Origin of the sequence: Bradyrhizobium australafricanum (assembly GCF_020329495.1) — a bacterium.
Taxonomy (GTDB): domain Bacteria; phylum Pseudomonadota; class Alphaproteobacteria; order Rhizobiales; family Xanthobacteraceae; genus Bradyrhizobium; species Bradyrhizobium australafricanum.
The window spans coordinates 87,171-111,742 of sequence record NZ_JAGKJL010000004.1; the positions used below are offsets into that span (position 1 = coordinate 87,171).

Sequence of the window (24,572 nt, forward strand, 5' to 3'; positions counted from 1 at the left end):
CGGAATTTGCCGCGCGTGAGCTAGCGTGCGGCGCCCGCCGGTGTTCTGGCTGCGGACGGTTTCCGTTTTCCCTCGCTTGCGTCCGCCGTCGCCGTCAACCAGGTCATGATCACGTCAAGCGCGTGATGGCGACGCTTCTCCAGCCAGTCGGGCTCTCCCAGATCCTTGTCGAACATCGCCGACAGCGTGTAGCGGTTGGAGACATGAAAATAGCTCATGGCCGTGATCGTGACGTAGAGCTGAACCGGATCGACGTCGCTGCGGAACAGCCCGACCGCAAGGCCCCGGCGAAGGATATTTTCGATGCTCGCGACCAAGGGCAGCGTGAGGTCGGCGATCTTGCGCGATTTGCGCAGGTTACGCCCACGCTGCAGGTTCTCATTGTTGATCAGGGCAATATAGTTCTGGTGCGCTCCGAAAAAGGTGAACGTGAAGTTGATCAGCTCGCGCATGGCCGCGACCGGATCGAGGTCGTCGAGCTTGAGTTGCTGTTCGGCCGCGCGGATCTCGGTGTAGACGTGTTCGAGCACGGCGAGATAAAGGCCGTTCTTGTCGCCGAAATAGGCGTACAGCAACCGCATGTTGGCTTTGGCGCGCTTCGCGATGGCTTCAACCCGAGCTCCGCCAATGCCGTTGCGGCAGAACTCGAACGTCGCCGCCTGCAGGATCGCTTCCTTGGTCAACGCGGAATCGCGTGCCCGTCTGCCGCGTGTGGCGCTGCGGGCCGGGTTGGTCGATGCTGTCGTTTCAGTCACGGGACAAGCTTTTCTCAGGTTGTACGAGCCCAGCGCGGACAATATGCCCCCGCCCATCATGTTCAACGGGATGCGGGGCCCTGCCGTGCAGGCTCGCGGGATTGAGATCGCTATTGCGGTGGCTCGTCAAGGGGTAACCTTCCCGATGTTCCGGTCTCCACATCCACATCAACGCGCCGACGTCACGACCGTGCCGCCATGCGCGACGAGGCGCCCATTCTTGTAGACGTCGCGCGGCCTGGGCCGGGCCACCACGGCCTCTTGCACGTGCTGCGCGTCGATCACGACGAAGTCCGCCGCCGCGCCCTCGGCCACCCCATAGTCCGGGAGGCCGAGTGCTTGCGCGGCGTTGGTGGTCACCATGTTGAAGGCCGCCGCCAGGTCGGCATCGGTGCTGAAGCCGGAGCGGTAGCCGACGATCATGGCGCGCTCCAGGAGGTCGCCGTCGCCGTAGGGCCACCAGGAATCGCGGATGTTGTCATTGCCAGCGAACACATTGACACCGGCATCGCGCAGCAGCAACACCGGCGGAAACGCATGCGCTCCGGGCGCGTTGGTCAAAATCGCGACTCCGGCCTCGGCGAGCAACTGCGCGGTGCGCTGAACCACGTCTCGCGGCACCTCGCCGAGCGCATAGGCATGGCTGATCGTGACCTTGCCGCCGAGCCCGAGAGTCTTCGTCCGGCGTGCAATGTTCTCGATCTCGAAGATACCGAGCAAGCCGCCGTCATGCAGGTGAATGTCGATGCCGACCCCGTGTCGGTCGGCAATGCCGAAGACGACGTCGAGATGCCCGTCGATGTCGGCATCGTAACCCGCCGGATCGAGACCGCCGACCAGGTCCGCGCCGGCGCGAACCGCCTCGTCGAGCAGTCCGGCCACGCCCGGCGACGTCACGATGCCGCTTTGCGGAAAGGCGACGATCTGGACCGACACCTTGTCGCGGTGCGCGTCGCGCGCCGCCATGACCTGTTCGAGATTGCGCAACCCGACCTGAAGGTCGATATCGACGTGGCTCCGCATCCGGGTCGTGCCGTGCGCGACGCAGAGGTCGATCAGCGCCGCCGCCCGCACCGCAATCGGCCTGGCGCCGGCAAACGCCTCCTTTTCGAACTTGACGCGCTCGCGCACGCTGAAACCGGCGGTGCAGGGGCGGTGGGACTTCCAATCGTCGCCGACGAAGCCCTTGTCGAGATGGATATGACCATCGACCAGCCCCGGCAACACCAGGCGTCCGGCCAGATCAAGGGTTTCGCCGGCCGCGACCGGCGATTGCGACGCGATCGAGGTGATGCGGCCATCGCGCACGGCGATATCGACGGTGCGCCCATCGACCAATCGGGCGTTTCGAAACAGCGTGTCGGAGTGCTCACTGGTCGTCTCCGGTTCGTTGCAACGGCGAGGCGATCGGGGTCCGATTTGTTTTCATCATGTTGGGACGATGCCATCGGGCAGCGCGCGAGAGAACGCGGCTATGCCTCCCGCGGTAGTGATCCAGATCTCGTCACGCCGCGCCAGGATCGTCTGCAGGGCGCGGCGCAACGGACGCAGGCGGTGCGGCTGGCCGACCAGATAGGGGTGCAACGCAATTCCCATGACGAGCGACTGCCTTCTCGATTGTGCCAGCATCTCCTCGAACGTGTCGGTGATCATGGCGGCGAACTGCTCGCCGGAGTCCTTGCGACCGACGATCGAGGGGATATCGTTCAACTCCTGCGGATATGGCACTGAAAGGATGCGGCCGCCGTTCCGCGTCGAGAACCACACCGGCTGATCGTCCATGCACCAGTCGAGCAGGTACTCGTAGCCTGCTTCGGCCAGCAGATCGGGCGTGACCCGTGATTGCGAAATCCAGGGCCCCAGCCAGCCGCGCGGCTGGCACCCTTCGGCGCGCGCGATGACATCGGTCGCTTCCGCGATCAATTGCCGCTCCTGGTCGGGCGCAAGCACACCCTGGCGCTCGGAATTGGTGCGGCCGTGACCGACAATTTCGTCGCCGCGGGCGCGAAATGCCTTCATGACGTCAGGGCAGTAGTGATAGATGCTGCTGTTCGCGAGCACCGACAGCGGCAGTTCCAACTCATCGAACAGCTCGATCAGGCGCCACACGCCGACGCGGTTGCCATAGTCGCGCCAAGCGTAGTTGAGGACGTCCGGATGCGGACCGCCGGGGCAGAGGTCGGCACCGAGCCCGTCGCCGAATGCGAAATGCTCGAGGTTGAGACCGACATAGACGGCAAGCCGCCGTCCTTCCGGCCAATTGAAATCCGGACGTTGCCCGATCGCGCTGTAGCGATAGCGGCCGTGAGCGGCGAGGACCGGTCCGACAGAATCCGAGCGCAGCACGGCTTCCCCGCGCGACAGGCGGTCGCCATCTTCCGCGATCGAGATCAACACGTCGCGGGCCTCGACAATCCTTGGGTCCATCGGAAATTTTCCCCGCGCAGTTGATCGCTCGCTTGACATCGGAATATTTTTGAAGAAAGTTTTTACTTCCGTCAAGTCGCGCATAAGCGGCAGCGGAGGAACTGGCGGCTTCGATGCCGAGGCTGCCATCAGCGGAGGAACACCGAAGATGAACTTCAGGAGCATAGTTTCGTCCGGACCTGCGCGTCGTTGGCCGGCTTGGCACGCCGCAGCGACGATCCTGCTGGCCGCGTTGCCGTTCGCGTCTGGCGTGCGCGCGGCCGAACCGATCAAGATCGGGCTGGTGACCGCCCTGTCGGGACAGTCGGCGCGCGCCGGCGAGGCGCTGACCCGCGGAGCGACGATCGCCATCGAGGAAATCAATGCGAAGGGCGGCGTGCTTGGACGTCCGCTCGAGCTCGTCCGCCGCGACGACGAGAGCAATCCGGCCAAAGGGCTGATGGCCGCGCGCGAGCTGATTCAGCGCGAGAAGGTCGCGGTCCTGGTCGGCGGCCTCGACACGCCGGTCGAGCTTGCCATCGTGCCGTTCGTCAACAACGTCAAGGTGCCGTTCGTCGTGCCGTGGGCCGCCGGGACCAACATCACGCGGAACGGCGCGCCGTCCAACTACGTGTTCCGCGTCTCGGCCATGGACGATGAGGTCGACAAGGCGATCGTCCAGTTCTCGCGCAAGACCTACAGTGCGAAAAAGCCCGGGCTCATCCTGGTCAACAATCCCTGGGGCGAGTCGAACGAGCATGGCCTGAAGGCGGCATTGAAGGCCGCAGGAATTGAGCCTGCCGGCGTCGAGAAGTTCGAAGGCAACGACGTCGATGTCGTTTCCCAGCTGTCGCGGCTGAAGCAGGCGGGCGCCGATACGCTCTACCTGGTCGGCAATGTCGGACCGTCCTCCCAGGTGGTGAAATCGCTCGACCGCATGGGCTGGGCGCCGCCGATCGTTTCGCATTGGGGGCCGGCCGGCGGCCGCTTCACCGAGCTCGCCGGGCCGAGTGCGGAGAACGTGATTTTCGTCCAGACCTACAGCTTCTTCGGGAACCTGTCGCCGGTCGGCAAGCGGGTGATGTCGGCCTTGCAGGCGAAGTATTCGGACATCAAGGGTCCTGCGGACGTGACGCCGGCGGTTGGCGTCGCCAACGCCTACGATTCCATCCTGGTCATTGCCCGAGCAATCGAAAAGGCCGGTGGCACCGAACCGACCGCCGTCCGTGACGGTTTCTACGCCATCGACCGCGTGGACGGCTTGATCAAGACCTACGAGAAGCCGTTCGCGCAGGACAAGCACGATGCGCTGACGGCGGGGGACTACATCTGGGCGCGGTTCGAGGACAACCACATCATGCCGTTCGCGCGGAACTGACCGCGCGAGATCGTCCGACAAACAAGCAGGGTAGTCATCGATGTCATTTCTTCCCGCGGTGATAACAGGACTGGCGCTCGGGAGCATGTACGGGCTGCTTGCGCTTGGCTTCCACGTCACCTACGCCGTCTCCGGCACGGTCAATTTCTCCCAGGGCAGCTCGATGACCCTGGGAGCCGTTGCCGGATACTTCTTCCTCGTGCTGTGGGGATGGCCGGCCGCGGCCGGCATTCCCGCCGTTCTGCTCGTCTGCGCGGTCTATGGCCTGCTGATTGAGCGCTTTGCCGTCCGGCCGTTCGTGCAGCGCGGCTCCGACAACTGGCTGATGGCAACCGTTGCGGTTGGCATCATCGTCGACAACCTGATGATGTTCGTCTTCGGCAAGGAGCCGCGCAGCTTTCCTTCCGTCCTGGCGGCCAAGCCGATCCAGATCGTCGAGGGCGCGGGGGTCTATCCGTTGCAGCTCCTGATCCCCGTGGTCGGATTGCTGCTCGCGCTGGCACTTCATCTGCTCAGTCGCCGGACGCGCCACGGCGTCGCCATGCTCGCGGTGGTCCAGAACCCGAACGCCGCCCGGCTGATGGGCATCAACGTCAGCGGCGCCATCGCGGCAAGCTACGCGGTCTCGGCGATGCTGGCCGGGGTTGCGGCGCTGCTGATCGCTCCCCTGTTCAACGTGTCCTCCGAAATGGGCACGCTGTTCGGCATCAAGGCCTTCGCGGCGGCGATCATCGGCGGCCTCGGCAGCGCCTGGGGCGTGATGCTGGCCGGGCTCTGTCTCGGCCTGATCGAGGTGTTCGCGACCAATTACCTGGGATCAGTCTACACCCAGATCATCACATTCGCCTCGGTGATCGCGATCCTTGTCGTCCTCCCCCATGGGCTGCTCGGCCGAGCCGGAGTGAAAAAGGTATGACCTCTCGCGTCTCTATTCTCGCCGCCGTCGCGGCACTCGCGGCCGCTATCCTCTATGCTGCCGTCGCCGACAGCTACGGCGTGTTCCTGGCCGCGACCATCTCGCTGACGGCGATCGCCTGTATCGGCCTCAACGTGCTGCTCGGTCTGGCGGGGCAGATCTCGCTCGGCCACATCGGCTTCATGGCGATCGGGGCCTATACGACCGTGCTCCTGATGGAGAAGGCGGGGTGGCCTTATCTGGCGGCGACGGTTGCCGCGATTGCTCTTGTCAGCGTCGTCGGTGGTCTGCTCGCCATGCCGGCCTTGCGCGTGCGAGGTCCATATCTCGCGATGGTGACGATCGCCTTCGGCTTCATCGTCGAGCACGGCACGATCGAGTGGCGCGACCTCACGGGCGGCGGCAACGGCCTGATCCTGACCGCGCCGCCGGAAGTGTTCGGCTTTCCGCTGTCGGAGCGGCATTTGGCGATCGCGGGCATCGTGCTGGTGTTCGCCGGCCTCATCCTGTTCGAGCGCCTGAAGCGGAGCGGCTGGGGCTACGCCATGCGTGCCGCCCGCGACACCGAGGTTGCGACGCGCTCGATCGGCATTGATCTCGTGCGGGTCCGCACCGTGGCGTTCATCATCTCGGCCGCAGCGATGGCTTTGGCGGGGGCGCTGTTTGCGCCCCTGCAGGGCTATATCAGCCCGAGTTCGTTCCCCTTTCTGCAGTCGATCCTGCTGCTGTTCGGCGTCATGGTCGGCGGCGCCGGCTCGGCGCTGGGGCCGGTGATCGGGGCGGCGCTCGTCGTGCTGCTGCCAGAAATGCTGTCCGATCTCGCGGAGTATCGTCTGCTTGCCTTTGGCGTGCTGCTTTTCGCCGTGCTGCGGCTCGCGCCCTCAGGCATCATGGGGCTGCTCGAGCAATTCGCGGCAAGGTTCCTGCCGACGGGATCGAAGGCCGATACGGGCGCAATGGGCGCCGAGCCGGTCGCCGACCTCGGCATCGGGACCAGCAGCGCGTCGCGTCTTGACGTCGCAAACCTCTCGATCTCGTTCGGCGGTGTCCGCGCCGTGCAGGACGTCTCGTTCACCGCCGAACCCGGCACGGTGACCAGCGTCATCGGCCCCAATGGTGCGGGCAAAACCAGCGCGCTGAATCTGCTTTGCGGCTTCTACCGTCCGAAATCCGGCACCGTGAAGCTTGGCGACCGCGACGTCACCGGTTTGCCGTCGCACCAGCTTGCGCGTGTCGGAGTGGCGCGAACGTTCCAGACGACGCAGCTCTTCGGTTCGCTCTCGATCATCGAGAACGTCCTGCTGGCGGCGACGGCCGGCAAGCTCGGTAACATCGTGTCGGCGCTGCACAATGACGCGCAGGAGCGCCTTGCGCGGTCGCTGTTGCGCTTTGCGGGTGTCGACGGCGATTTGAGCAGACGCGCGGACGCGCTGCCCCATGGCGAGAAGCGACTGGTCGAGATCGCGAGGGCGCTCGCCTTGCGTCCGAAGGTTCTGCTGCTCGACGAGCCGGCCGCGGGTCTTTCGAAGGGCGACAAGCAGCGGCTGACGGTTCTGCTCCGTCGCATCGCGGAGACCGGGATCGCGGTCATCATCGTCGAGCACGACATGCCGATGATCATGTCGCTGAGCGACCTCATCGTCGTTCTCGATGGCGGCAAGCGCATCGCGATCGGCGATGCGGCGGCGATCCGCAACGATCCGCTGGTCCGCAAGGCCTATCTCGGCGACGCGCCGTCGGGTGAGCGGCGCCGCGCGCCGCGCCCGGCGAAACAAGGCACGGCGCTCGAAGTCCGCACGCTCGATGCCTTCTATGGCCTGTCGCGGGCGCTCGGTGGGGTCGACCTTGCCGTCGCCCCCGGCGAGGCCATCGCCGTACTCGGTGCCAATGGAGCGGGCAAAACCACCCTGATGCGCTCGATTGCCGGTCTCGAACCACCGCGGTCGGTCGGCGAGATCCGGCTGTCCGGCGCCCGCGTCGACAAGATGCCGGCGCATATCCGCGCCAGGGCCGGCATCGTGCTGGTACCCGAAGGACGGCAGGTGTTTCCCGAGCTGACGGTGCGGCAGAACTTGCAGCTCGGCGCTTTCGCACGCAAGGGTCTCGATCTCGACGCGGAGATCGACGCGATGTTTGCCCGCTTTCCGCGCCTGAAGGAGCGCATCAACCATCGCGCGGGCCTCTTGTCGGGCGGCGAGCAGCAGATGCTCGCAGTCGCGCGCGGGCTTCTGACCGCGCCCAAGGTCTTCATGCTTGACGAGCCGTCGCTTGGGCTGGCGCCCCTTGTCGTCGACGAGCTGTTCGCCTCGTTCGAGCAGCTTCGCGTCGAGGGGATGACCCTGATCGTGGTTGACCAGATGGCCGGGCAAGCCCTTGCGCTTGCCGACAGGGCCTATCTGCTCGAGACCGGCGCCATCCTGAAGAGCGGCGCAGCCGAAATCATCGCGGAGGATCCCTCGCTTGAAGCCGCCTATCTCGGCGGAGAGGCCCACGGGAGTAGCGTGCCGCGAACCGCAGTGCTCGCGTCCTGACGCCATGGTTGCGCAGCGGGAGATCGGTGTGATGCGGCCAGGCAATACGTTTCGCGACCTGCCCGGCGCGCCCGTGTCTGAACGATTCGATGGCGGTGCCGTAATCGAGGTCGGCGTGCTTGCGCGCCGCGCGCTGCGCAGCGGACGGCGCGGCCGTATTGCGGCGGTGTTCGAGCGCAGCCTTTATGCGGTGCTCGACGATTGCTGGATCTGCATCGGTGTCAAAGACCTCGGCTCCGGCCCGCTGCATCTTCTGTGCACCGGGATCGAGCCGCGGCTGCTCATTCCCGGACAAGAGGTTGCGATCGTCGACACGATGCTGCTCGTCGACGGTATGCGGTTTGCCGGCTTCGAGACGGCCTCCGTATGGGCGCCGCCGCCTTCGCCGGAATGGACGCTCGATAGTTTGCGGGCAGGGCTTGCGATGGTCGATCAGGTCTGGCGTCACTTGCCGGTCGAGCAGGGGCTGGCCGCCTCGGGTGGCGCGGAGCCGCCCACAAGGCCGTCGCGGGTGCTCGCTGCCGCGGCGCCGGGGCTCGCCGCGCTCAAGCGATTGATCGAGGCCGGGCTTCGCGGAGAGCGATGCGTACCGCGTGACTACCCGGAGATCGTCGAATTGATCGGACTTGGTCCCGGGCTCACGCCATCCGGCGACGACCTGATCGGCGGCGCGCTGGTCGCGCTCGCCGGCCTCGGCCGTCTCGCGACGCGCGACGCGCTGTGGAAGACCTGTCGCGCGCATCTCGGCCGCACCAATGAGATCAGTGCCGCCCACCTGCAAAGTGCCGTGCTCGGCTTCGCGGCGGCGGCGCTGCACGAAGCCATCGACGCGACGATTGGCGGGCGGGTCGATCGTATCAAGTCCGCGGTCGCGGTGCTGTCGAGCATCGGGCAAAGCTCCGGACTGGATGCGTTTGCAGGTGCGTTGATGGTGCTGCGCGCGATCGAGTGCCGGCTGCTCAACGACAGCGCGCTGCATCATGCCGGCCTCACCGGCAACGGCCCGCCGACGCGATCAATCGCAGGGCCTAGACGATCATGCGCCGCGACGGGAATTGGACGACAGGTCGCGCGTGTTTGACAAAGTAAAAATTTTCTTACTAAGATCGATGCATCGGATATCGGGAGGCCGCAAGTGGTGACCAAGCAGGAAGGGACGCCGAGCGGGCGTTTGTTGATGAGCAAGCCGAGCGTGGTGAACGTCGGGCTGGCGGGCTTTGTGAAGGACTTGCGGGACTGCGATATCGAGGTCGTGCAGGTCGACTGGACGCCTCCTGCCGACGGCGATCCCAAAATGGCGGCACTGCTCGCCAAGCTCGGTACGTGAGAGCGCGGCCATGAAGCTGATCGAAGACGCCAACAAGCAGGCGCTGGCCCGCATCCTCGAGGGTGAGCCCAGGCTGATCGATATCGTTCCGGCACGCGACGTGCTGGAAGGGTTGAAGGAACGCATGATCCTTCATGCCGGGCCGCCGATCACCTGGGACCGAATGTGCGGTCCGATGCGTGGCGCGGTGGCAGGCGCCATCGTGTTCGAAGGCTGGGCTCCGGATCTTGAAGCCGCCTTCGAACTCGCGGCCGGCGGCGGCGTCGCCTTCCACCCCAACCATCATTTCGGCGCGGTCGGTCCGATGACCGGCATGACCACGGTCTCCATGCCGGTGTTCGTCGTCGAGAACGTCAAATATGGCAACCGCGCCTACTGCGCCATCAACGAGGGCCTTGGCAAGGTTATGCGCTTCGGCGGCAATGACGATAGCGTGCTGGCCCGCCTCGGCTGGCTGCGTGACGTATTCGGGCCGGTGCTGGCCAGGGCGATCCGCGCGCATGGCGGGATCGATCTGAAGGCGATCATCGCGCGCGGGCTCTCAATGGGCGATGAAATGCACCAGCGCAACCTGGCCTGCTCCAGCGTGTTCCTGCGCGAGATCGGGTCCGCGCTGGCGCGCACCTCTAACGACAACGAGGTTCTCGCAAGCTGCATTGGCTTCATCGCACAGAACGATCAGTTCTTTCTCAACATCGCGATGGCGATGGGCAAGGCGCTGACCGATCCCGCCAACGGCATTCGCGGTTCGACGGTGGTAACCGCGATGGGCCGCAATGGAACCGACTTCGGGGTCCGCGTCAGCGGATTGGGCGATCGCTGGTTCACGGCGCCGGTGGAGATGCCGGAAGGGCTCTACTTCCCGGGCTATTCGCGCAAGGATGCCAATCCCGACATGGGCGACTCCGCGATTGTCGAGACGGTCGGGCTTGGTGGCTTCGCGATGGCGGCAGCTCCGGCGGTTGCCGGTTTCATCGGCGCCGGGGCGCCGTCGTCGGCGGGCAATTTCACGCGAGCAATGAGTGAAATCACTGTCGGGCAGAATCCGGAATGGACGATCCCCGCGCTCGACTTTGCCGGCGTGCCGACCGGCATCGACGTCCGTTTGGTGGTGGAGACCGGCCTCGCACCGGTCATCAACACCGGCATCGCGCATCGCGAGCCCGGCATCGGCCAGGTCGGCGCCGGCGTGGTGCGGGCGCCGATGGCCTGCTTCCGGCAGGCCGTCCTCGCCATTGCGGAAGATCTGGGGGTGTCATGAGCGCGTTTGTCCTGAACGAAATTCGCAAGGGCTTCTATCTCGACTCGGTGGCGTTGATGCGGTTGTCGCGCGAGATCGCGTCGGCAGCGGGCGTCGTCGAAGCCGCGCTGATGATGGGCACGCCGTCCAACCAGGCGATCCTGCGCAACGCCGGATTGCTCGACGGCGCGGTGATCGCCCAGGGCAATGATCTGATTCTCGCGATCAAGGCCGAGAGCGAAGCGGCGGCGAGCGCCGCGCTTGCCGAAGCGCAAAAGGCGCTCGATCGCCCCAAGACGAGCAGCACCGGCGAAGCAGCGTGGCGGCCGCGCAGCATTGCCGCGGCCGTCAAGGCCGCACCCGCCGCCAACCTCGCCCTGATCTCCGTTCCCGGCGAGTTCGCCGCGGCGGAAGCGCGCAAGGCGCTGAACCGCGGACTTCATGTCCTGATGTTCAGCGACAATGTCTCGATTGCGGATGAATTGTCGCTGAAGCAGCAGGCGCGCGAAGCGGGCCTCTTGATGATGGGGCCGGACTGCGGCACGGCGGTCATCGGCGGCGCGCCGCTCGCCTTCGCCAACCGACTGAAGCGCGGCAGGATTGGGATCATCGGCGCATCCGGGACCGGGACGCAGGAGGTGTCGTGCCTGCTGTCCGAGGCGGGCGAAGGCATTTCCCACGCTATCGGCGTCGGCGGACGGGATTTGAAGAAGGAGATCGGCGGCATCACGACATTGATGGCGATCGACGCCCTTGATGCCGATCCCGAGACCGATCGCGTCGTGCTCATCTCCAAGCCGCCGCATCCGGACGTCGCCCGGGCCGTGCTCGGCCGGATCGGAAACAGCTCGAAGCCCTACACGGTGTGCTTCATCGGCGCCGCCTCGGCGGATCTGCCGTCAAATGCACGCTTTGCCGGTACGTTGAGGGAAGCGGCCGAGAAAACCCTCGGCAACGGCCGGAGCATTGGCGGCAAGTTCGACGCCGCCGCCGTGGCTGCGCGTTTGCCGCAGCGACGCAAGGCGGCGCAGCGCATCGAAGGGCTGTTCGCCGGCGGCACCCTCTGTGCCGAGGCTCAGGTGATCCTTGCCGCGGGCGGTCGCAAGGTGGCATCGAATGCCGCCATTCCCGGCGTCCCGCATTTCAGCGACCCGGAGGCGCAGGGGAGGGACCGCATCGTCGACCTCGGGGCTGACGAATATACCCAGGGCCGGCCGCATCCGATGATCGATCCCTCGGTGCGCGACGATGCCTTGCGGGCGGCGCTGGTCGATCCCGCAGTCGCCGTCATCCTGCTCGATCTCGTGATCGGATACGGCGCACATGACAATCCGGCAGCGCATCTTGCGGCTGTCGTGGCGGGCCACGCGGATGACGCGCCGGTCCTGGTTGCGTCGGTGACGGGGACCGAGCTCGATCGCCAGGTGCGTTCGGCGCAGATCAGGCTGCTCGAGGACGCCGGCATCGTGGTGGCGCCGTCGAATGCCCAGGCCTGCGACCTTGCTCTCGCTTTTTCCGTCAACGACGTCAGGATGCCGCGCTATGCGAACACTCAATGAGGTCCCGCGCCGTCTCGTGATCGCGATCGGCGGCAATGCCGTCCACCCCGAAGACATCAGCGGCACCTCGGACGAGCAGAAGGCCGTCGCCCAGCATACGGCCGAGGCGCTGCTGCCGCTCGCCGAACTCGACAACGAACTGGTGATCACCCACGGCAACGGGCCGGTGGTGGGCAAGATCATGATGCGCCAGATGCTGACGATGAGCCGGATCCCGCCGATGTCGATGGACATCTGCGTCGCGCACAGCCAAGGTGGCATCGGCTATCTTCTGATGCAGGCGATTGAGAACGTCTTGCGCGCGCATGGCAACGGCCGGCACGTCGCCAGCCTGCTGACCCAGGTCGAGGTCGACGCCAACGATCCCGCCTTCGCCAATCCGACCAAGTTCGTCGGACCGTTTTTCACCGAGCAGGAAGCCCAGCGCATCAGCGCCGAGTTGAACTGGAAAATGCGCGAGGACTCCGGGCGTGGCTGGCGCCATGTCGTGCCGTCTCCGAAACCGAAACATGTCTGCGACATTTCGCTGGTCGACGCGCTGGTCAAGCGCGGCACGATCGTCATCGCAGGCGGCGGCGGCGGTATGCCCGTGATCCGCGACGAGCGGGGCGTGCGCACCGGCGTGCCGGCAGTGATCGACAAGGACCTGACCTCGGCCCATATCGCCAACGTGCTTGGCATCGAGGAACTGCTGATCCTGACCGCGGTGCCCCGCGTCGCGATCAATTTCGGCAAGCCCAACAAGAGGGAGCTGGATCAGGTCAGCCTGGCGGAGATCAAGGCCTATCATCGCGAGGGCCATTTTCCGCCGGGAAGCATGGGGCCCAAGGTCGATGCCGCCATCCGCTTTCTCGAAGGTGGTGGCAAGCGCGCGATCATCAGCCATCTTAATTGCGCAATGGGCGCGCTGAACGGCGAGACCGGGACCCACATAGTTCCCTAGCGTTCGTCAAATGCGATGGCGGCACCATTGATGATGGCCGCCGGGATCTGCCCGGCGGGATACCGATGTCGGTCGGCCGCGAGCACAGGCCCGGAACCATGCCGTTCCGCTCGGGCTGCCTGCGCGCCTATTTCAGCATCGCCGCGACGTTGTCCTTTGTCACAACGTCGAGACCGGTGTGGATGATCGGCGGCGCCTTCTGGCCTTTCTTGATGGCAAGCAGCGTGTCCATCGCTTTCTCGCCCATTTCGAACGGGCGCTGGCCGATCAGCGCATTGGCGTAACCCTCATTCAAAAGCTCAAGCTGCATCTTGAGGGTGTCGGCCACGACGAGCGTGAACTTGCCGGCGTCCATGTCCTTCTTGCTCTTGCTGGCGAACGCCTTGAAGCCTTCGGGCGCGAACATCGGCCAGCCACCGACCGGGATGATGGCTGCAAGGTCGGGAGCAGCGGTGCGCAGATCGGTCATCTGCTGAACGCCGAGCGCGGGATCGTCGTTGCAGAAGGTGGGCGAGCCCCCGACCTCGGTCCACTTCGAGCCCTTGAGTGCCTCACGCACGCCGTCGACCCGCTCGGCCAGGTTCTCCGCACCCGGCCCGCCGGAGATCATCGCGTATCTGCCGCCATCAGGCCGCAGCTTTAGCAATTGCTTGCCGAGCGCGAGGCCGAACTCCTTGTTGTCGGTGCCGATATAGGCAATCCGCTTCGAGCCCGGCGCGTCCGAGTCGAAGGTGATGACGGGAATGCCGGCTGCACTTGCCGCCTCGATCGACTTGGTCATCGCGGCAACGTCGGCAACCGAGATGGCCAGGCCATCCACCTTTTGAGTGACGAAATCCTGGATGATCTGCGCTTGCGTCGCCGGCTCGTGCTCGACAGGACCCTTGTAGATGCATTCGATGTTGCCGAGCTCCTTGGCGCGTTTCTGGCAGCCGTCGCGCGCGAAATCGAAGAACGGGTTGTTCATGGCCTTGGGCACGATCACGAATCTGTAGCTCTGGGCCAGGCCAGGCGTTGCCATCATGGCGAGGACCGCAGCGGCCAGAAGTGCCTTTCTCATTGTTTCCCTCCACATTTCTTATCGTGCCTATCCGTTCAAATCTGCGGTTCCGGGAGGCGGATAGGCGGACATCCATGATCCTCCAGGACGAACTCTTCAGGCCATGCGCGAGCGGAGACGATCGACCAGCACCGCGGCGATGATGATCACGCCCACCAGGGTCTGCTGCCAGTACGAGTTGACCTGCGCGAGCACGAGGCCGTTGCGGATCACCTCGAGCAGCACGCAGCCGACAATGGCCCCGAGCGGGCCGCCGGCGCCGCCCGCGAGATTGGCGCCACCGATGACAGCGGCCGCAATCACGTTGAGCTCATAGGATGTGGCCATGTTCGCCGGCGCCGATCCCAGCCAGCCCGAGACGATGATGCCCTGCAGACCCGCCGCGAGCGCACAGATCACGTAGATCTCGATCTTCACCCGGACGACCGAGATGCCGGTCAGCGCGGCCGCCTTCTCGTTGCCGCCGACGGCAAAGACGTGGCGGCCGAAACCAGTGTGATGCAGCACGACCGCCATCGCCAGCGCGAGAACCACGAGATAGATGAACGGCGCCGGCATGCCGAACACAACGCCGGATGTCAGCGTGTAGAAATATTCGGCGTCGGGGCCGCCGGGAAAACTGCCGCGGCCGTTGGAGACGACGTAGCCGAGGCCGCGCACGATCGAGAGCATGCCGAGCGTCGTGACGAACGGCGACAGTCCAAGCACCGCGATGCAGAAGCCATTGACGAGGCCGACAATCAGCGCGACGCCGAGCCCCGCCAGAACCGAGACGAGCAGAATCAAGCCGGGCATATTGGCAATCACGGTCTTGCCGTCAGGGGCTAAATGCACGAACCACTCCGCGCCGGGCATGCCCGGTGTCGAGACGTGCGTCATCACCATTGAGGTGGTCATCGCTGAAAAGCACATCACGGAGCCGACCGAGAGATCGATGCCGCCCGTGATGATGACGAAGGTCATGCCGAGCGTGGCGATGGCGATGAAGGAAAAGTTCTTCGCCACATTCTGTATGTTGCCTGCGGTCAGGAAATAGGGGCTGGCGAAGTTCATCAGCACGAACAGCGCCGCCAGCGCCAGCAGGACGTAGCCGGTCTGCGAGGCGAACAGGCCGCTGCGCCACCATCTGGCCTTGCCGACATTGGTGAAGGTGAGGGGAGATTCCAAGGGCGTGGCCATCACGCAGCCTCCTTCGCTCCCGTGATGAGGGAGGTGACTTCCTCGGGGCTGGTGTCGCCGATCGCCTTGTCGGCGCGCTTCTCGCCGCGCCGCATGACGACGACGCGGTCGCAGACAGCGAACACGTCGGGCATGCGGTGCGAGATCAGCATGACCGCGACGCCCTGTTCCTTCAGGCGATGGATCAGGCCGAGGACCTGCTCGACCTGGCGAACCGAAATCGCGGCGGTCGGCTCGTCCATCATCACCAGCCTGGCGTTGGAGAGCCGCGTCCGCGCGATCGCGACCGCCTGGCGCTGGCCGCCCGACATCTGCTTGACGAGATCGTGCGGGCGGGTCTCCGAGCGCAGCTCACCGAACAGCTGCAGCGCGCGCGCTGCCATCGCCTTGTGGTCGAGCAAGGCGAATGGACCAAGCTTGCGCTTGAGCTCGCGGCCGAGGAAGACATTGGCCGCCGCAGTGAGATTGTCGACGAGTGCGAGGTCCTGGTAGACCACTTCTATGCCGACCGCACGGGCATCGATCGGACGGGCGAAATGAACCGCCTTGCCGTCAAAGCGGATCTCGCCGCGACTTGGCGGAAAGTTGCCGGCAATGATCTTGACGAGCGTCGACTTGCCGGCGCCGTTGTCGCCCATCAGGCCGACCACCTCGCCGGGCGACACGCGGAGGTCGACGCCATGCAACGCGCGAATGGCGCCGAACTCCTTGCCGATGCCCTTCAACTCCAGGACTGCTAGCCCGGCGTCGTGAGGGGTTACCATGGCTGGCTTTGCTCAAGCATGCTGGCCACCTCCGCTCAGAAGTGCACCAGCGTGCGCAGACCGAGAATCCAGGCGTTGTCGGTCTTCACGCCGGCGGCATTGTACCCGCGCCCGCCAGGATGCATCACATACTGGGCGTCGAACTTCAGGTTCATCCAGCCCGTCGCCTGCCACCCGTACCAGGCTTCGATCGGAACTTCGTTTCCTCCGGCGTTGGGCGTGAGCGCAGCCGTATTCACATGGGTCGTACCGACCGCAAAGCCGACTTCGTCCTCCGGGCGCGAGGCGAACGTTCCGGTGTGCCTGAAGCCGAATGCGATCTGGTAATCCTGGTACGACGTGCGGTGGTCGGCGACGGTCGTATTGAGGAAGGTGTACCAGCCCTGTGCCTTGGGACCTTCAACCGTCAGCCGCTGCAGGATCGATTCATAGACGCCATAACGACCGCGCGAATCTCCGAGATTCTGGTCCGAGACGCCGCCGGTGCCCGGAGAGATCGCAATGATCCCCGGCAGGCCGCCATCAATTGTCGATGCGCTGTCATACCAGCCGCCAAATCTCCAGGTCCCGTTCAACGGACCGCTCGGCGCCCAGACCACCTCGACCGGCACCAGAACGCCCGAGGCGGGGCTAGAGCCGGGGACACCCGGCAGGAAGTAAGTCGCGGAGTCCGACGTCGTCAGGTAGTTCGGGTTGGCGTCGTAGACGCCGACCGAGAGCTGCCATTCCTTGGCGAAGTTGTAGTGCACCACACCGGCCCATTGGCTCACCGGCCAATTGTAGATGTAGCCACCCTGGATGTTGCCGGGCTGGCCGCCGCAGAAGGTCAGGTTGATGAACTCGCAGAGACCAAAGAAGAAGTCGGAGCCGACCGGAAGACGGCCGCCCTTGAGCTCAAGGCGATCATCGAACAGCTTCTGCGAGTAGTAGAGTTCGGTCAGGCGAAGAATGCTGCCGCGGCCGAACACTTCGTTGGTCAGCTGCAGCGCCGGAATTCCCGCCTCGTCATTCAGGTTGCGGCCGAAGCGGTCGACCAGCGTGAGGCCAACCGTGCCGCCCTGGATGCCGGCGAGTTTTGCCATGTCGAACTTGGCCTGAAAGAAAAGCTGTCCGGCTTGGGTCGCGGTGTTCCTGTTGCCGCCCGACAAATTGCCGACGGCTTCGTCGCCCAGCGTCAGGGCCAGCGAGATCCCTCGCTCCTTTAGTTGCGTCCTGCCGAGATCGCCGAACAGATATGGTCTTGTCCAGAAATCATCGGTCTCGGTGTAAGGCACCGGCGGAGCCTTCGTCATGAGATCGGCCGCATGCGCGCCGCCGCCGCTGAACAGAGATAACAACGCCATCCCTACGCCGCACGCCCGCGCGGTGTTTACAGACCTAACTGACATTTTCTGCACTCCCAGCGTCCCCGGCTTTGTCTATTTTTGTGCCACGTTCTCGCCCAAAGCCCTTCAGCGGGGAACGCGGTCGTTTCAGTGCATCGATCCATCAACCAGAGATAGAATTCGTGCGCGCGCAACGCCCTTCAAGACGGCGGCGAGGGGTCTGCCTGCGGCTCAGCTGGGCCAGGCCTGCTGCGCCAATTTGGATACGAGCGCCGCGAGCTTGATTGATCTTGCGCCTAGAACTCCTTCCCCCTCGTTCCTCTACTCAAGCCGCTGCGACCATATTCCCGGTCCGGGTTCTTCCTTTTCGAGTTGTCATGCCTGATCGCCCGTCGTCGTCGGCAACGCAGCCGCGCTATGCGAAGCTGCGCCTTGCAGAATTGTGCTTTCCTTCGATCTTGGTGCAGTGCGGGCGAGGCCTGCGAGCGCGGCCTTGCGCCGTCGACGGGCCTGCAATTGCTGATCCGCCAGCACACCGATCAGGATCACGGTCCCCATCACCGCGAAGTTCAGCGAATTGGGAATGCCGAGGATGTTCACGAGGTTCTGCAGCACCTGCAGCAACGCCGTCCCGAGCACGATGCCCAGAATGGAGCCCTCGCCGCCGCGCAGGCTGCAGCCGCCGAGGACGGCCGCCGCGATCGCATAGAGTTCGTAGAAGTTGCCGAAGGAACTCGGAGAAACCGAGTTGGTGTAGAAGACGAACATCACGGTCGAGACGCCGGCGAGCCCGCCGCTGATGACATAGGCGGTGGCGATCACGAGGTCGGTGTTGATGCCGGAGAAGCGCGCCGCTTCCTCGTTCTTGCCCACGGCATAAAGCCAGCGCCCGTAGACTGAGCGGTGCAACAGCACGCCGAGGATCAGCGCAAGGATGATCAGGAAGATGAAGGTGTTCGGGATGCCCGCAATATTGCCGGAGGCGATGTTGCTCAGCGTGCTCGCCTCGTCACCGTAGCCGAAGCCGCGTGTCGAATCGCTGGTGTAATAGCGCGCGGCGCCGCGATAGATCAGCAGGCCGCACAGCGTTACGATGAAGGGCTGCATTTTCAGCCGTGTAATCAGGAAGCCCTGGATGCCGCCCAGCGCAAGCCCGCCCATCAGGACCAGCACCAGCGCGAACGGCCAGGGCACCTGATAGGTCGTCAGCAGGTCGATGAAGATGACGCCAAGCAGCGCGAACATCGAGCCGAGCGAAAGATCGATTCCGCCGGTGATGATGACGAGGCCTTCACCCAGCGCGAACACGCCGAACAGGCCGATCAGATTGGCCATGTTCAGCAGATTCACGAACGATAGGAAGGCCGGATTGATCGCGCCCGTGATGGCGGAGATCACCGCCAGCAGCAAGAACAGGCCGAGTTCCTTCTTCATCATGGCGCGGCGGCCTCCATGGTCTCGAGCGGTTGGCCGACCGCCAGCCTCAACACGTTGTATTCGCTGAACTGGTCGCGCTCGATCACGCCGCTGACACTGCCTTCATGCATTACCGCCACCCGGTCGGAGACGCCGATCACTTCCTCCATGTCCGAGGAGATCATCACGATCGCGACGCCCTGGTCGGCGAGGCTGCGCATCAGCGCGTAGATCTCGCTCTTGGCGCCGACATCGATGCCGCGGGTCGGCTCGTCGAAGAACATCACGCGCGGCTGCATGGAGAGCCACTTGCCCAGCACCACCTTCTGCTGGTTGCCGCCGGAGAGCGTCACGGCTTCGATGTCGATGCTCGGCGCCTTGACGGACAGCCGCCTGGCCTGGTCTTTGGCGATTCTGCGCTCGGCCGCGCCGTTGACCAGCCACATCCGCGCATGATCCAGCAGGCTCGCGAGCGTCACGTTCTCCCGGATCGGCAGTTCCAGCACCAGGCCGGATTTCTTGCGATCCTCCGGCACCAGGTAGATCCCTTGCCTGATCGCGTCACGCGGCGAGGCGACGCCGACCGGGGCGTTGTCGATCCGGATCTCGCCGCCCAGCAGCGGGTCAACGCCGAACACCGCGCGGGCAAGCGAGGTGCGGCCGGCGCCGACGAGCCCGGCGAGGCCGAGGATCTCGCCGCGCCGCACCGACAGATTGATCTGTCGGTCGGGAAAGGCAGTGGTCACGACGCCGGCGATATCGCAGCCGCCCGGCTGCGGCGTGCAGGACGGCGGTGTATATAGCGCCTTCAGGTCGCGGCCGATCATCAGCCTAATCATGGCGGCGTGGCTGAGTTCGTCGCGCGCCAATTCCCCCACCGTGCGCCCGTCGCGCAGCACCACGACGCGATCGGCGCAGCTCATGATCTCGCCGAGCCGGTGAGAGATGTAGATCACCGAGATGCCGTGCGTCTTCAGGTCGGCGATCGCCTCGAGCAGCCGCTCCGTCTCCGAAATCGTCAGGCTGGAGGTCGGTTCGTCCATGATGATGACGCGGGCGTCGATCGAGAGCGCCTTGGCTATCTCCACCATCTGGCGCTCCGCGATCGACAAATTCTCGACCAGCGTGCCCGGCGTGAAATCGGCGCCCAGCCGTTCCAGCAGGGGCATCACGCGGGCGTGCATCTGCGCATTGTCCACCAGCTTCAGCGGGCCGCCGGCCAGCTTCTCGCGTCCGATGAAGACATTGGCCGCGACGTCGAGATTCTCGAACAGGTTCAGTTCCTGGTGCACGAAGGCGATGCCACATCGCGTCGCCTCGGTCACCGTCATCCGGGCGTGCTCGGTGCCGCCGATGCGGATCGCGCCGGTGCTCGGCGCGATCACGCCGGCCAGCACGCGCATCAGCGTCGATTTGCCGGCGCCGTTCTCGCCGATCAGGCCCAGCACCTCGCCGCGATTGACGCGCAAATTGACGTCGTCGAGCGCCCTGACGCCGGGATAGGTCTTGCTGATTCCGCTGAGTTCCAGCAGCGTTTCCGCCATTCGGCATGTCCTCCTGCACAACGCCCGGCGGCCTGTGGCGGCCGGGCGTTGAAGCCGACTGAAGTTACTTCTTGAGCAGTTCCTTCAGATGTGCGGCGAACTCCGCGACGTTGGTCTTGCTGATCACCTTGGTCGGCACGATCAGCTTGCTGTCCTTCGGAATCCAGGACTTGTCACCGTTCAGCGTCTTGATGATGTTGGTGGCGGAGAGATAGCCGAACTCGTAGGGCTGCTGCACGACCGTGGATTCGATCGTGCCGTCGGAAATGCCGCGCAGCGTCCGCTGATCCTCGTCGAAGCCGACGATCTTCACCTTGCCGGCCTTGCCCGCGGCCTTCACCGCGTCATAGATCAGCGGCGTTTCGTAGCTCCACAGGCCGGACAGCAGCGCGATGTCGGGATATTTGACGAGCACGTTCTCCATGTTCGCCTTGGCCTTGGCGAAGTCCACCTGGTCGGTGAACACGTCGACCAGTTCGACCTTGGTGCCGGCGATCGCTTCCTTGATGCCCTGCACTCGCTCGCGGGCGTTGTCGGCGTCCATCGTTCCGACGAACAGTGCGATCTTGCCGCCGTTCGGCAGCGCCTTCTTGATCTCCTCGCCGGCCTGTCGCCCCGCCGCGACGTTGTCGGTGCCGATATAGGCGAGGCGATTGCTCTGCGGCGCGTCGCTGTCCGTGGTGATCAGCACGGTCTTGGCCGCAACCTTGTTGAGTTCTTCGGTTGCATGCGGTGCATCGTCGACCGAGATCGAGATACCGGCGACGCCGCGCACCAGCAGATCGTCCAGTTCGCGCCGCTGGCCGGCCGCCGTCCCTTCATTGGTGACGATCAATTCGATATTGTAGTCCGGGTGCTCCTTCTGCGCCTTCTCAAGCCCACGGCCCGCGATGGTCCAGAAGTCGGCCGCGACATTGGTCACCAGCGCGATGGTCTTTTTCTGCTGTGCCTGTGCTACCCCCGTCGCCATGGCGAGCGCGGCAGCGCCCGCCATGAGCGGCACGATCAATTTTCTGGTTGAGACATTCATATGCACCTCCCTGTCGACACCCCCGGTGAGGGGATTTCACGCCCGGCGCTTTTCACGCCTTATTTTATTCACGTAACTAATAAATTAGCGCGACAAAATGTCCAGTCAAGGATGTTCATGATCACACCTTCAGCCAATAATAGTATGGGAGTGATGTTTTTCAGTCGATATCCGCGCTTTTTGACCGACAAACGAGTAGCCTCCGTTGAATAATTTCATCAAGCGAATTAAAAAGCGCAATATGAACGAACAGCCCGAGCCGTTGAGACGTGCTTCGAGCCTGGCCCGCGGATCGAACCCCGGCCGTCTCGTCGAGGTACTGCGACGCCAGGGGCCGTTGCCGCGGGTCGAGCTCGCACGCAGCACGGGCCTGAGCTTCCCCGCCATTTCGGCCATCACGTCGAAGCTGATGGCGGAGGACCTGCTGTGCGAAGCCGAGACAGATGCGGCGACGCTGTGGCCCGACGACGCCGACGAAGAGGACGCGGATGGTGGCCGTCGCCGCGGCCGGCCGGCAGTCCTGCTGACCCTGAATCCCGAATTTGGCCGCATCATCGCGGTCTCGCTGCGCATGAATCTGGTCGAGACACTGATCGCCGATTTCAGCGGCTCCGCCCTGGCGCAATCGCGACTTGAACTCGCGACGCGCGCGCTCGATGCAAGCGCACTATGCGAGCTCGTGATCGCACAGATCGACGCCATGCTTGAGGCGACCGCCACGCCGCGACATCGCTTGCTCGGAATCGGAATAGCGCTGCAGGGCATCGTCGACGGCGATACCGGCCGGCATCTGTGGAGCCCGGCGCTGTCGATCACCGACGTCGATCTTGCCCAGCCGATCCACCAGGCGTTCGCTGTCGAAGTCGTGATGGCGAACGACGCGGTCGCGGTCGCGCTGTCCCTCGCTGCCGCCGAACCGGCACTGGCGCAGGGCCTCACGGCCACGATCATGGTGGGCCACGGCGTCGGCATGGGCATCATTGTCGACGGTGAAGCGCGCTGGGGTGCCGGCGCGGGCAGTGAGATCGGTCATGTCAAATTGGCGCTGAACGGCCCGCAATGCCGCTGCGGTCAGCGCGGCTGCATCGAGGCCCATCTTGCCGACTATGCGCTTTACCGCGATGCCCGCACCTTTCTCGACCTGCCGCCGGCGGCGTCGCAGCAACCGTCCGAGGCGCAGATGGCTCTGTTGCGCGATCGGGCGCGGAGCGGCGATTCCCGTCTCGAGCACTTGTTCCAGCAGGCGGGTCACGCGCTTGCCGAAGCGGTCGCCACGACGATATCGGTGCTGCGCCCGCATCATGTCATCCTCGCAGGTCCCGGCCTGCAGGCATTCGACATGATGCGCAGTGCCTATGAGGAGAGGCTCGACCAGGCGGTGCTGCCGTGGCTGCTCAAGTCCACGGCAATATATGTGCGTCCAAGCGAGTCGGCGACCATCGTCGACGGCATGGTGCGGCGGACGCTGCGGGTCGTGGACCGCAGCCTCATGGAGACAACCGAGTGAACCTCGGAATCTGTGGCCCTTTTGCCTGAGCCGCAGCAACGCAACCGACGCCCTTCAGGCGCCAATATCGAGAGGATGCCAATGCAGGGCGCCATCTATCCAAGTCTCAAGGACCGGACCGTACTGGTCACCGGCGGCGGTTCCGGCATCGGCGAGGCGATCGTCCGCCGGTTCATCGGCCAGGGCGCACGGGTCGGATTCATCGATATCGATCTGACGTCGTCGGAGCAGCTGCTGTCCGATCTCGGGGCACAAGCCCGCGTGCGCTTCGAACATGCAGATCTGCGCGACATCGGCGCGCTGCGGCGCGCAGTCGCCGGCATCCGCGAGGCGCTCGGGCCGGTCACCATCCTGGTCAACAACGCAGCCCGCGACGACCGTCACGCGATCGAGGACGTCACACCGGAATTCTGGGACGAGCGGATCGCCGTCAACCTGAAGCACCAGTTCTTCAGCGCCCAGGCGGTCGCGCCGGACATGAAGCAGGCAGGGGGCGGCTCGATCGTCAACATCGGCTCGGTGAGCTGGGTGATCGGCCAGGGCAACATGCCCTGCTACACAACGGCCAAATCAGCCGTTCAGGGCCTCACCCGGGCGCTGGCCCGCGATCTCGGGCCGCACAACATACGGGTCAATTCCATCCTGCCCGGATGGATCATGACCCAGCGGCAGCAGGATTTGTGGTTGACGTCTGAAGGCGTGGCCGAGCTGATGCAGCGCCAATGCCTCAAGCGCAAACTCGTGCCTGATGATATCGCCCGCGTCGTGCTGTTCTTTGCCGCCGATGACAGCGGTGCCTGCACCAACCAGAGCCATATCGTGGATGGTGGCTGGGTCTAGCGCTTCAAGTAATCCGGCAAGGTAAACCCGTCATAGAAGCGGTCGGACAGGATCGCGGTCTTGAACGTCTGTGATTTGTAGCCGGCGACGATGTCCTGCGCCCACGGCGAGCTCGCATTGGCCTGCTTCACCGCGACCACATTGATATAGGGCGTCGTCATCTTCTCCAGGGCGAATGCATTGGTCAGCTTCAAGCCGCTGTAGATCGCGAAGTTGCCCTGGATGGCGGCGAAATCAACGTCGTCGAGCGCGCGCGGCGCCTGTGCCGCTTCCAGCGGCACGATCTTGATGCCGCCGGGGTTCTTGATCACGTCGAGTTCGCTGACATCGACCGGCTTGGAGTCGCGAATCTCGACGAGGCCGAGATCGCGCAGGATCCAGAGCGCACGCTGCAGATTGACGGGATCGTTGGGAACGGCCACGGTCGAACCGGGCTTGATCGGCGAGCCGACCGGATGCTTCTTCGAGTAAAGCCCCATCGGGGGCGTCGGGACGTGGACGATGCCGACGAGGTCGGTTTGCTGCCGCTCGTTGTACGAGTTCAGGAAGATCGTGTGCTGCATGACGTTGGCGTCGATCTCGCCCTTGAACACTGCATTATTGGCTTCCAGCCCGGTCGAAAACTCGACATAGCGGATACGGTAGCCCTTCTTCTCGAGTTCCGGCGCGACGCCAACCTTGAATTCGTCGATGTAGGGGCCCGGCACGAAGCCGACTTTCAGATCGGATTTGGCTGATGTCTCCGCGTGCAGGGCGGCGCCGGTCAGAGCACCGAGAATGAGCAGGGTCGAAACGAGCAGGACGCGCGCAGTGGTCATTGAATTCTCAAATCCTTAGGCTGTGGGCAAATAG

The 24,572-nt window shown here is 64.6% G+C and carries 21 protein-coding genes; 10 read left to right on the top strand and 11 right to left on the bottom strand.

Features of this window, described 5'->3' with window-relative positions; translation table 11 throughout:
- Positions 1–20: 20 nt before the first annotated feature.
- The 3 genes from J6525_RS05760 to J6525_RS05770 all read right to left on the bottom strand — a co-directional run bounded on the left by J6525_RS05760 (position 21) and on the right by J6525_RS05770 (position 3,182).
- Positions 21–797, bottom strand: a complete 777-nt coding sequence (locus J6525_RS05760) for a TetR/AcrR family transcriptional regulator (protein WP_225642721.1) — start codon at positions 795–797, stop codon at positions 21–23.
- A 126-nt stretch (positions 798–923) separates the two neighbouring features.
- Positions 924–2,174 (bottom strand): amidohydrolase family protein, encoded by a 1,251-nt coding sequence (locus J6525_RS05765; protein ID WP_376708441.1) that lies wholly within the window; start codon positions 2,172–2,174, stop codon positions 924–926.
- 9 nt (positions 2,175–2,183) lie between these two features.
- Positions 2,184–3,182, bottom strand: coding sequence for a polysaccharide deacetylase family protein (locus J6525_RS05770; protein ID WP_225642723.1), 999 nt, complete (start codon positions 3,180–3,182; stop codon positions 2,184–2,186).
- A gap of 232 nt (positions 3,183–3,414) precedes the next feature.
- Between J6525_RS05770 and J6525_RS05775 the strand changes: the two genes are divergently transcribed.
- Genes J6525_RS05775 through arcC form a run of 8 tightly spaced genes read left to right on the top strand, consistent with a single transcriptional unit; the run spans position 3,415 to position 13,055 of the window.
- Positions 3,415–4,539: an ABC transporter substrate-binding protein gene (locus tag J6525_RS05775; protein WP_225642931.1), complete on the top strand. Its 1,125-nt coding sequence runs from the start codon at positions 3,415–3,417 to the stop codon at positions 4,537–4,539.
- 40 nt (positions 4,540–4,579) lie between these two features.
- Positions 4,580–5,455 carry a branched-chain amino acid ABC transporter permease gene (locus J6525_RS05780; protein ID WP_028338426.1) on the top strand — a complete coding sequence of 292 codons (876 nt, stop codon included), beginning with the start codon at positions 4,580–4,582 and terminating at the stop codon, positions 5,453–5,455.
- Positions 5,452–7,986 (top strand): branched-chain amino acid ABC transporter ATP-binding protein/permease, encoded by a 2,535-nt coding sequence (locus J6525_RS05785; protein WP_225642725.1) that lies wholly within the window; start codon positions 5,452–5,454, stop codon positions 7,984–7,986. Before J6525_RS05780 ends, J6525_RS05785 begins: the two co-directional genes overlap by 4 nt.
- A 31-nt stretch (positions 7,987–8,017) precedes the next feature.
- Positions 8,018–9,067 (top strand): oxamate carbamoyltransferase subunit AllH family protein, encoded by a 1,050-nt coding sequence (locus tag J6525_RS05790; protein WP_225642727.1) that lies wholly within the window; start codon positions 8,018–8,020, stop codon positions 9,065–9,067.
- A 57-nt stretch (positions 9,068–9,124) separates the two neighbouring features.
- On the top strand, positions 9,125–9,313 hold the full coding sequence (locus J6525_RS05795) for a hypothetical protein (protein ID WP_225642729.1): 189 nt from the start codon (positions 9,125–9,127) through the stop codon (positions 9,311–9,313).
- A 10-nt stretch (positions 9,314–9,323) separates the two neighbouring features.
- Positions 9,324–10,574 carry a YlbE family protein gene (locus tag J6525_RS05800; protein ID WP_225642731.1) on the top strand — a complete coding sequence of 417 codons (1,251 nt, stop codon included), beginning with the start codon at positions 9,324–9,326 and terminating at the stop codon, positions 10,572–10,574.
- Positions 10,571–12,112, top strand: a complete 1,542-nt coding sequence (fdrA, locus tag J6525_RS05805; RefSeq protein ID WP_225642733.1) for an acyl-CoA synthetase FdrA — start codon at positions 10,571–10,573, stop codon at positions 12,110–12,112. Before J6525_RS05800 ends, fdrA begins: the two co-directional genes overlap by 4 nt.
- Entirely contained in the window at positions 12,096–13,055 is a 960-nt protein-coding gene (arcC, locus tag J6525_RS05810) for a carbamate kinase (RefSeq protein ID WP_225642734.1), read from the top strand. The genes fdrA and arcC overlap by 17 nt, the downstream gene beginning before the upstream one ends.
- A 127-nt stretch (positions 13,056–13,182) precedes the next feature.
- Here the strand turns inward: arcC and J6525_RS05815 are convergent, their stop codons facing one another.
- From J6525_RS05815 to J6525_RS05845, 7 genes are all read right to left on the bottom strand, one after another.
- A complete protein-coding gene (locus J6525_RS05815; protein WP_225642735.1) occupies positions 13,183–14,115 on the bottom strand; it encodes a sugar-binding protein in 933 nt (310 codons plus the stop codon).
- A 96-nt stretch (positions 14,116–14,211) separates the two neighbouring features.
- On the bottom strand, positions 14,212–15,294 hold the full coding sequence (locus tag J6525_RS05820; protein ID WP_225642737.1) for an ABC transporter permease: 1,083 nt from the start codon (positions 15,292–15,294) through the stop codon (positions 14,212–14,214).
- Complete coding sequence (locus tag J6525_RS05825; protein ID WP_225642739.1) at positions 15,294–16,058, bottom strand: ATP-binding cassette domain-containing protein; 765 nt, start codon at positions 16,056–16,058, stop codon at positions 15,294–15,296. Before J6525_RS05825 ends, J6525_RS05820 begins: the two co-directional genes overlap by 1 nt.
- A gap of 35 nt (positions 16,059–16,093) precedes the next feature.
- Positions 16,094–17,446 carry a carbohydrate porin gene (locus J6525_RS05830; RefSeq protein WP_225642741.1) on the bottom strand — a complete coding sequence of 451 codons (1,353 nt, stop codon included), beginning with the start codon at positions 17,444–17,446 and terminating at the stop codon, positions 16,094–16,096.
- A 312-nt stretch (positions 17,447–17,758) separates the two neighbouring features.
- Complete coding sequence (locus tag J6525_RS05835) at positions 17,759–18,820, bottom strand: ABC transporter permease (protein WP_225642743.1); 1,062 nt, start codon at positions 18,818–18,820, stop codon at positions 17,759–17,761.
- Positions 18,817–20,343 carry a sugar ABC transporter ATP-binding protein gene (locus tag J6525_RS05840; RefSeq protein ID WP_225642744.1) on the bottom strand — a complete coding sequence of 509 codons (1,527 nt, stop codon included), beginning with the start codon at positions 20,341–20,343 and terminating at the stop codon, positions 18,817–18,819. The genes J6525_RS05835 and J6525_RS05840 overlap by 4 nt, the downstream gene beginning before the upstream one ends.
- 64 nt (positions 20,344–20,407) lie before the next feature.
- Positions 20,408–21,373 carry a sugar-binding protein gene (locus J6525_RS05845; protein ID WP_225158724.1) on the bottom strand — a complete coding sequence of 322 codons (966 nt, stop codon included), beginning with the start codon at positions 21,371–21,373 and terminating at the stop codon, positions 20,408–20,410.
- Positions 21,374–21,614: 241 nt separating this feature from the next.
- Between J6525_RS05845 and J6525_RS05850 the strand changes: the two genes are divergently transcribed.
- Both J6525_RS05850 and J6525_RS05855 read left to right on the top strand, forming a co-directional pair.
- Positions 21,615–22,880, top strand: coding sequence for an ROK family protein (locus J6525_RS05850; RefSeq protein ID WP_225158723.1), 1,266 nt, complete (start codon positions 21,615–21,617; stop codon positions 22,878–22,880).
- 81 nt (positions 22,881–22,961) lie between these two features.
- Positions 22,962–23,720: an SDR family NAD(P)-dependent oxidoreductase gene (locus J6525_RS05855; RefSeq protein WP_225642746.1), complete on the top strand. Its 759-nt coding sequence runs from the start codon at positions 22,962–22,964 to the stop codon at positions 23,718–23,720.
- Here the strand turns inward: J6525_RS05855 and J6525_RS05860 are convergent.
- Positions 23,717–24,538 (bottom strand): MetQ/NlpA family ABC transporter substrate-binding protein, encoded by an 822-nt coding sequence (locus tag J6525_RS05860; RefSeq protein ID WP_225642749.1) that lies wholly within the window; start codon positions 24,536–24,538, stop codon positions 23,717–23,719. The two genes, J6525_RS05855 and J6525_RS05860, sit on opposite strands and share 4 nt — an antisense overlap.
- Between the last annotated feature and the right edge of the window lie 34 nt (positions 24,539–24,572).

Bases quoted from the DNA above. Each gene is read 5' to 3' on its own strand.
- J6525_RS05770 (WP_225642723.1), bottom strand. From the start codon at position 3,182: ATGGACCCAAGGATTGTCGAGGCCCGCGACGTGTTGATCTCGATCGCG.
- J6525_RS05780 (WP_028338426.1), top strand. From the start codon at position 4,580: ATGTCATTTCTTCCCGCGGTGATAACAGGACTGGCGCTCGGGAGCATG.
- J6525_RS05785 (WP_225642725.1), top strand. From the start codon at position 5,452: ATGACCTCTCGCGTCTCTATTCTCGCCGCCGTCGCGGCACTCGCGGCC.
- J6525_RS05790 (WP_225642727.1), top strand. From the start codon at position 8,018: ATGCGGCCAGGCAATACGTTTCGCGACCTGCCCGGCGCGCCCGTGTCT.
- J6525_RS05800 (WP_225642731.1), top strand. From the start codon at position 9,324: ATGAAGCTGATCGAAGACGCCAACAAGCAGGCGCTGGCCCGCATCCTC.
- fdrA (WP_225642733.1), top strand. From the start codon at position 10,571: ATGAGCGCGTTTGTCCTGAACGAAATTCGCAAGGGCTTCTATCTCGAC.
- arcC (WP_225642734.1), top strand. From the start codon at position 12,096: ATGCGAACACTCAATGAGGTCCCGCGCCGTCTCGTGATCGCGATCGGC.
- J6525_RS05815 (WP_225642735.1), bottom strand. From the start codon at position 14,115: ATGAGAAAGGCACTTCTGGCCGCTGCGGTCCTCGCCATGATGGCAACG.
- J6525_RS05820 (WP_225642737.1), bottom strand. From the start codon at position 15,294: ATGGCCACGCCCTTGGAATCTCCCCTCACCTTCACCAATGTCGGCAAG.
- J6525_RS05825 (WP_225642739.1), bottom strand. From the start codon at position 16,058: ATGGTAACCCCTCACGACGCCGGGCTAGCAGTCCTGGAGTTGAAGGGC.
- J6525_RS05830 (WP_225642741.1), bottom strand. From the start codon at position 17,446: ATGTCAGTTAGGTCTGTAAACACCGCGCGGGCGTGCGGCGTAGGGATG.
- J6525_RS05835 (WP_225642743.1), bottom strand. From the start codon at position 18,820: ATGATGAAGAAGGAACTCGGCCTGTTCTTGCTGCTGGCGGTGATCTCC.
- J6525_RS05840 (WP_225642744.1), bottom strand. From the start codon at position 20,343: ATGGCGGAAACGCTGCTGGAACTCAGCGGAATCAGCAAGACCTATCCC.
- J6525_RS05845 (WP_225158724.1), bottom strand. From the start codon at position 21,373: ATGAATGTCTCAACCAGAAAATTGATCGTGCCGCTCATGGCGGGCGCT.
- J6525_RS05850 (WP_225158723.1), top strand. From the start codon at position 21,615: ATGAACGAACAGCCCGAGCCGTTGAGACGTGCTTCGAGCCTGGCCCGC.
- J6525_RS05855 (WP_225642746.1), top strand. From the start codon at position 22,962: ATGCAGGGCGCCATCTATCCAAGTCTCAAGGACCGGACCGTACTGGTC.
- J6525_RS05860 (WP_225642749.1), bottom strand. From the start codon at position 24,538: ATGACCACTGCGCGCGTCCTGCTCGTTTCGACCCTGCTCATTCTCGGT.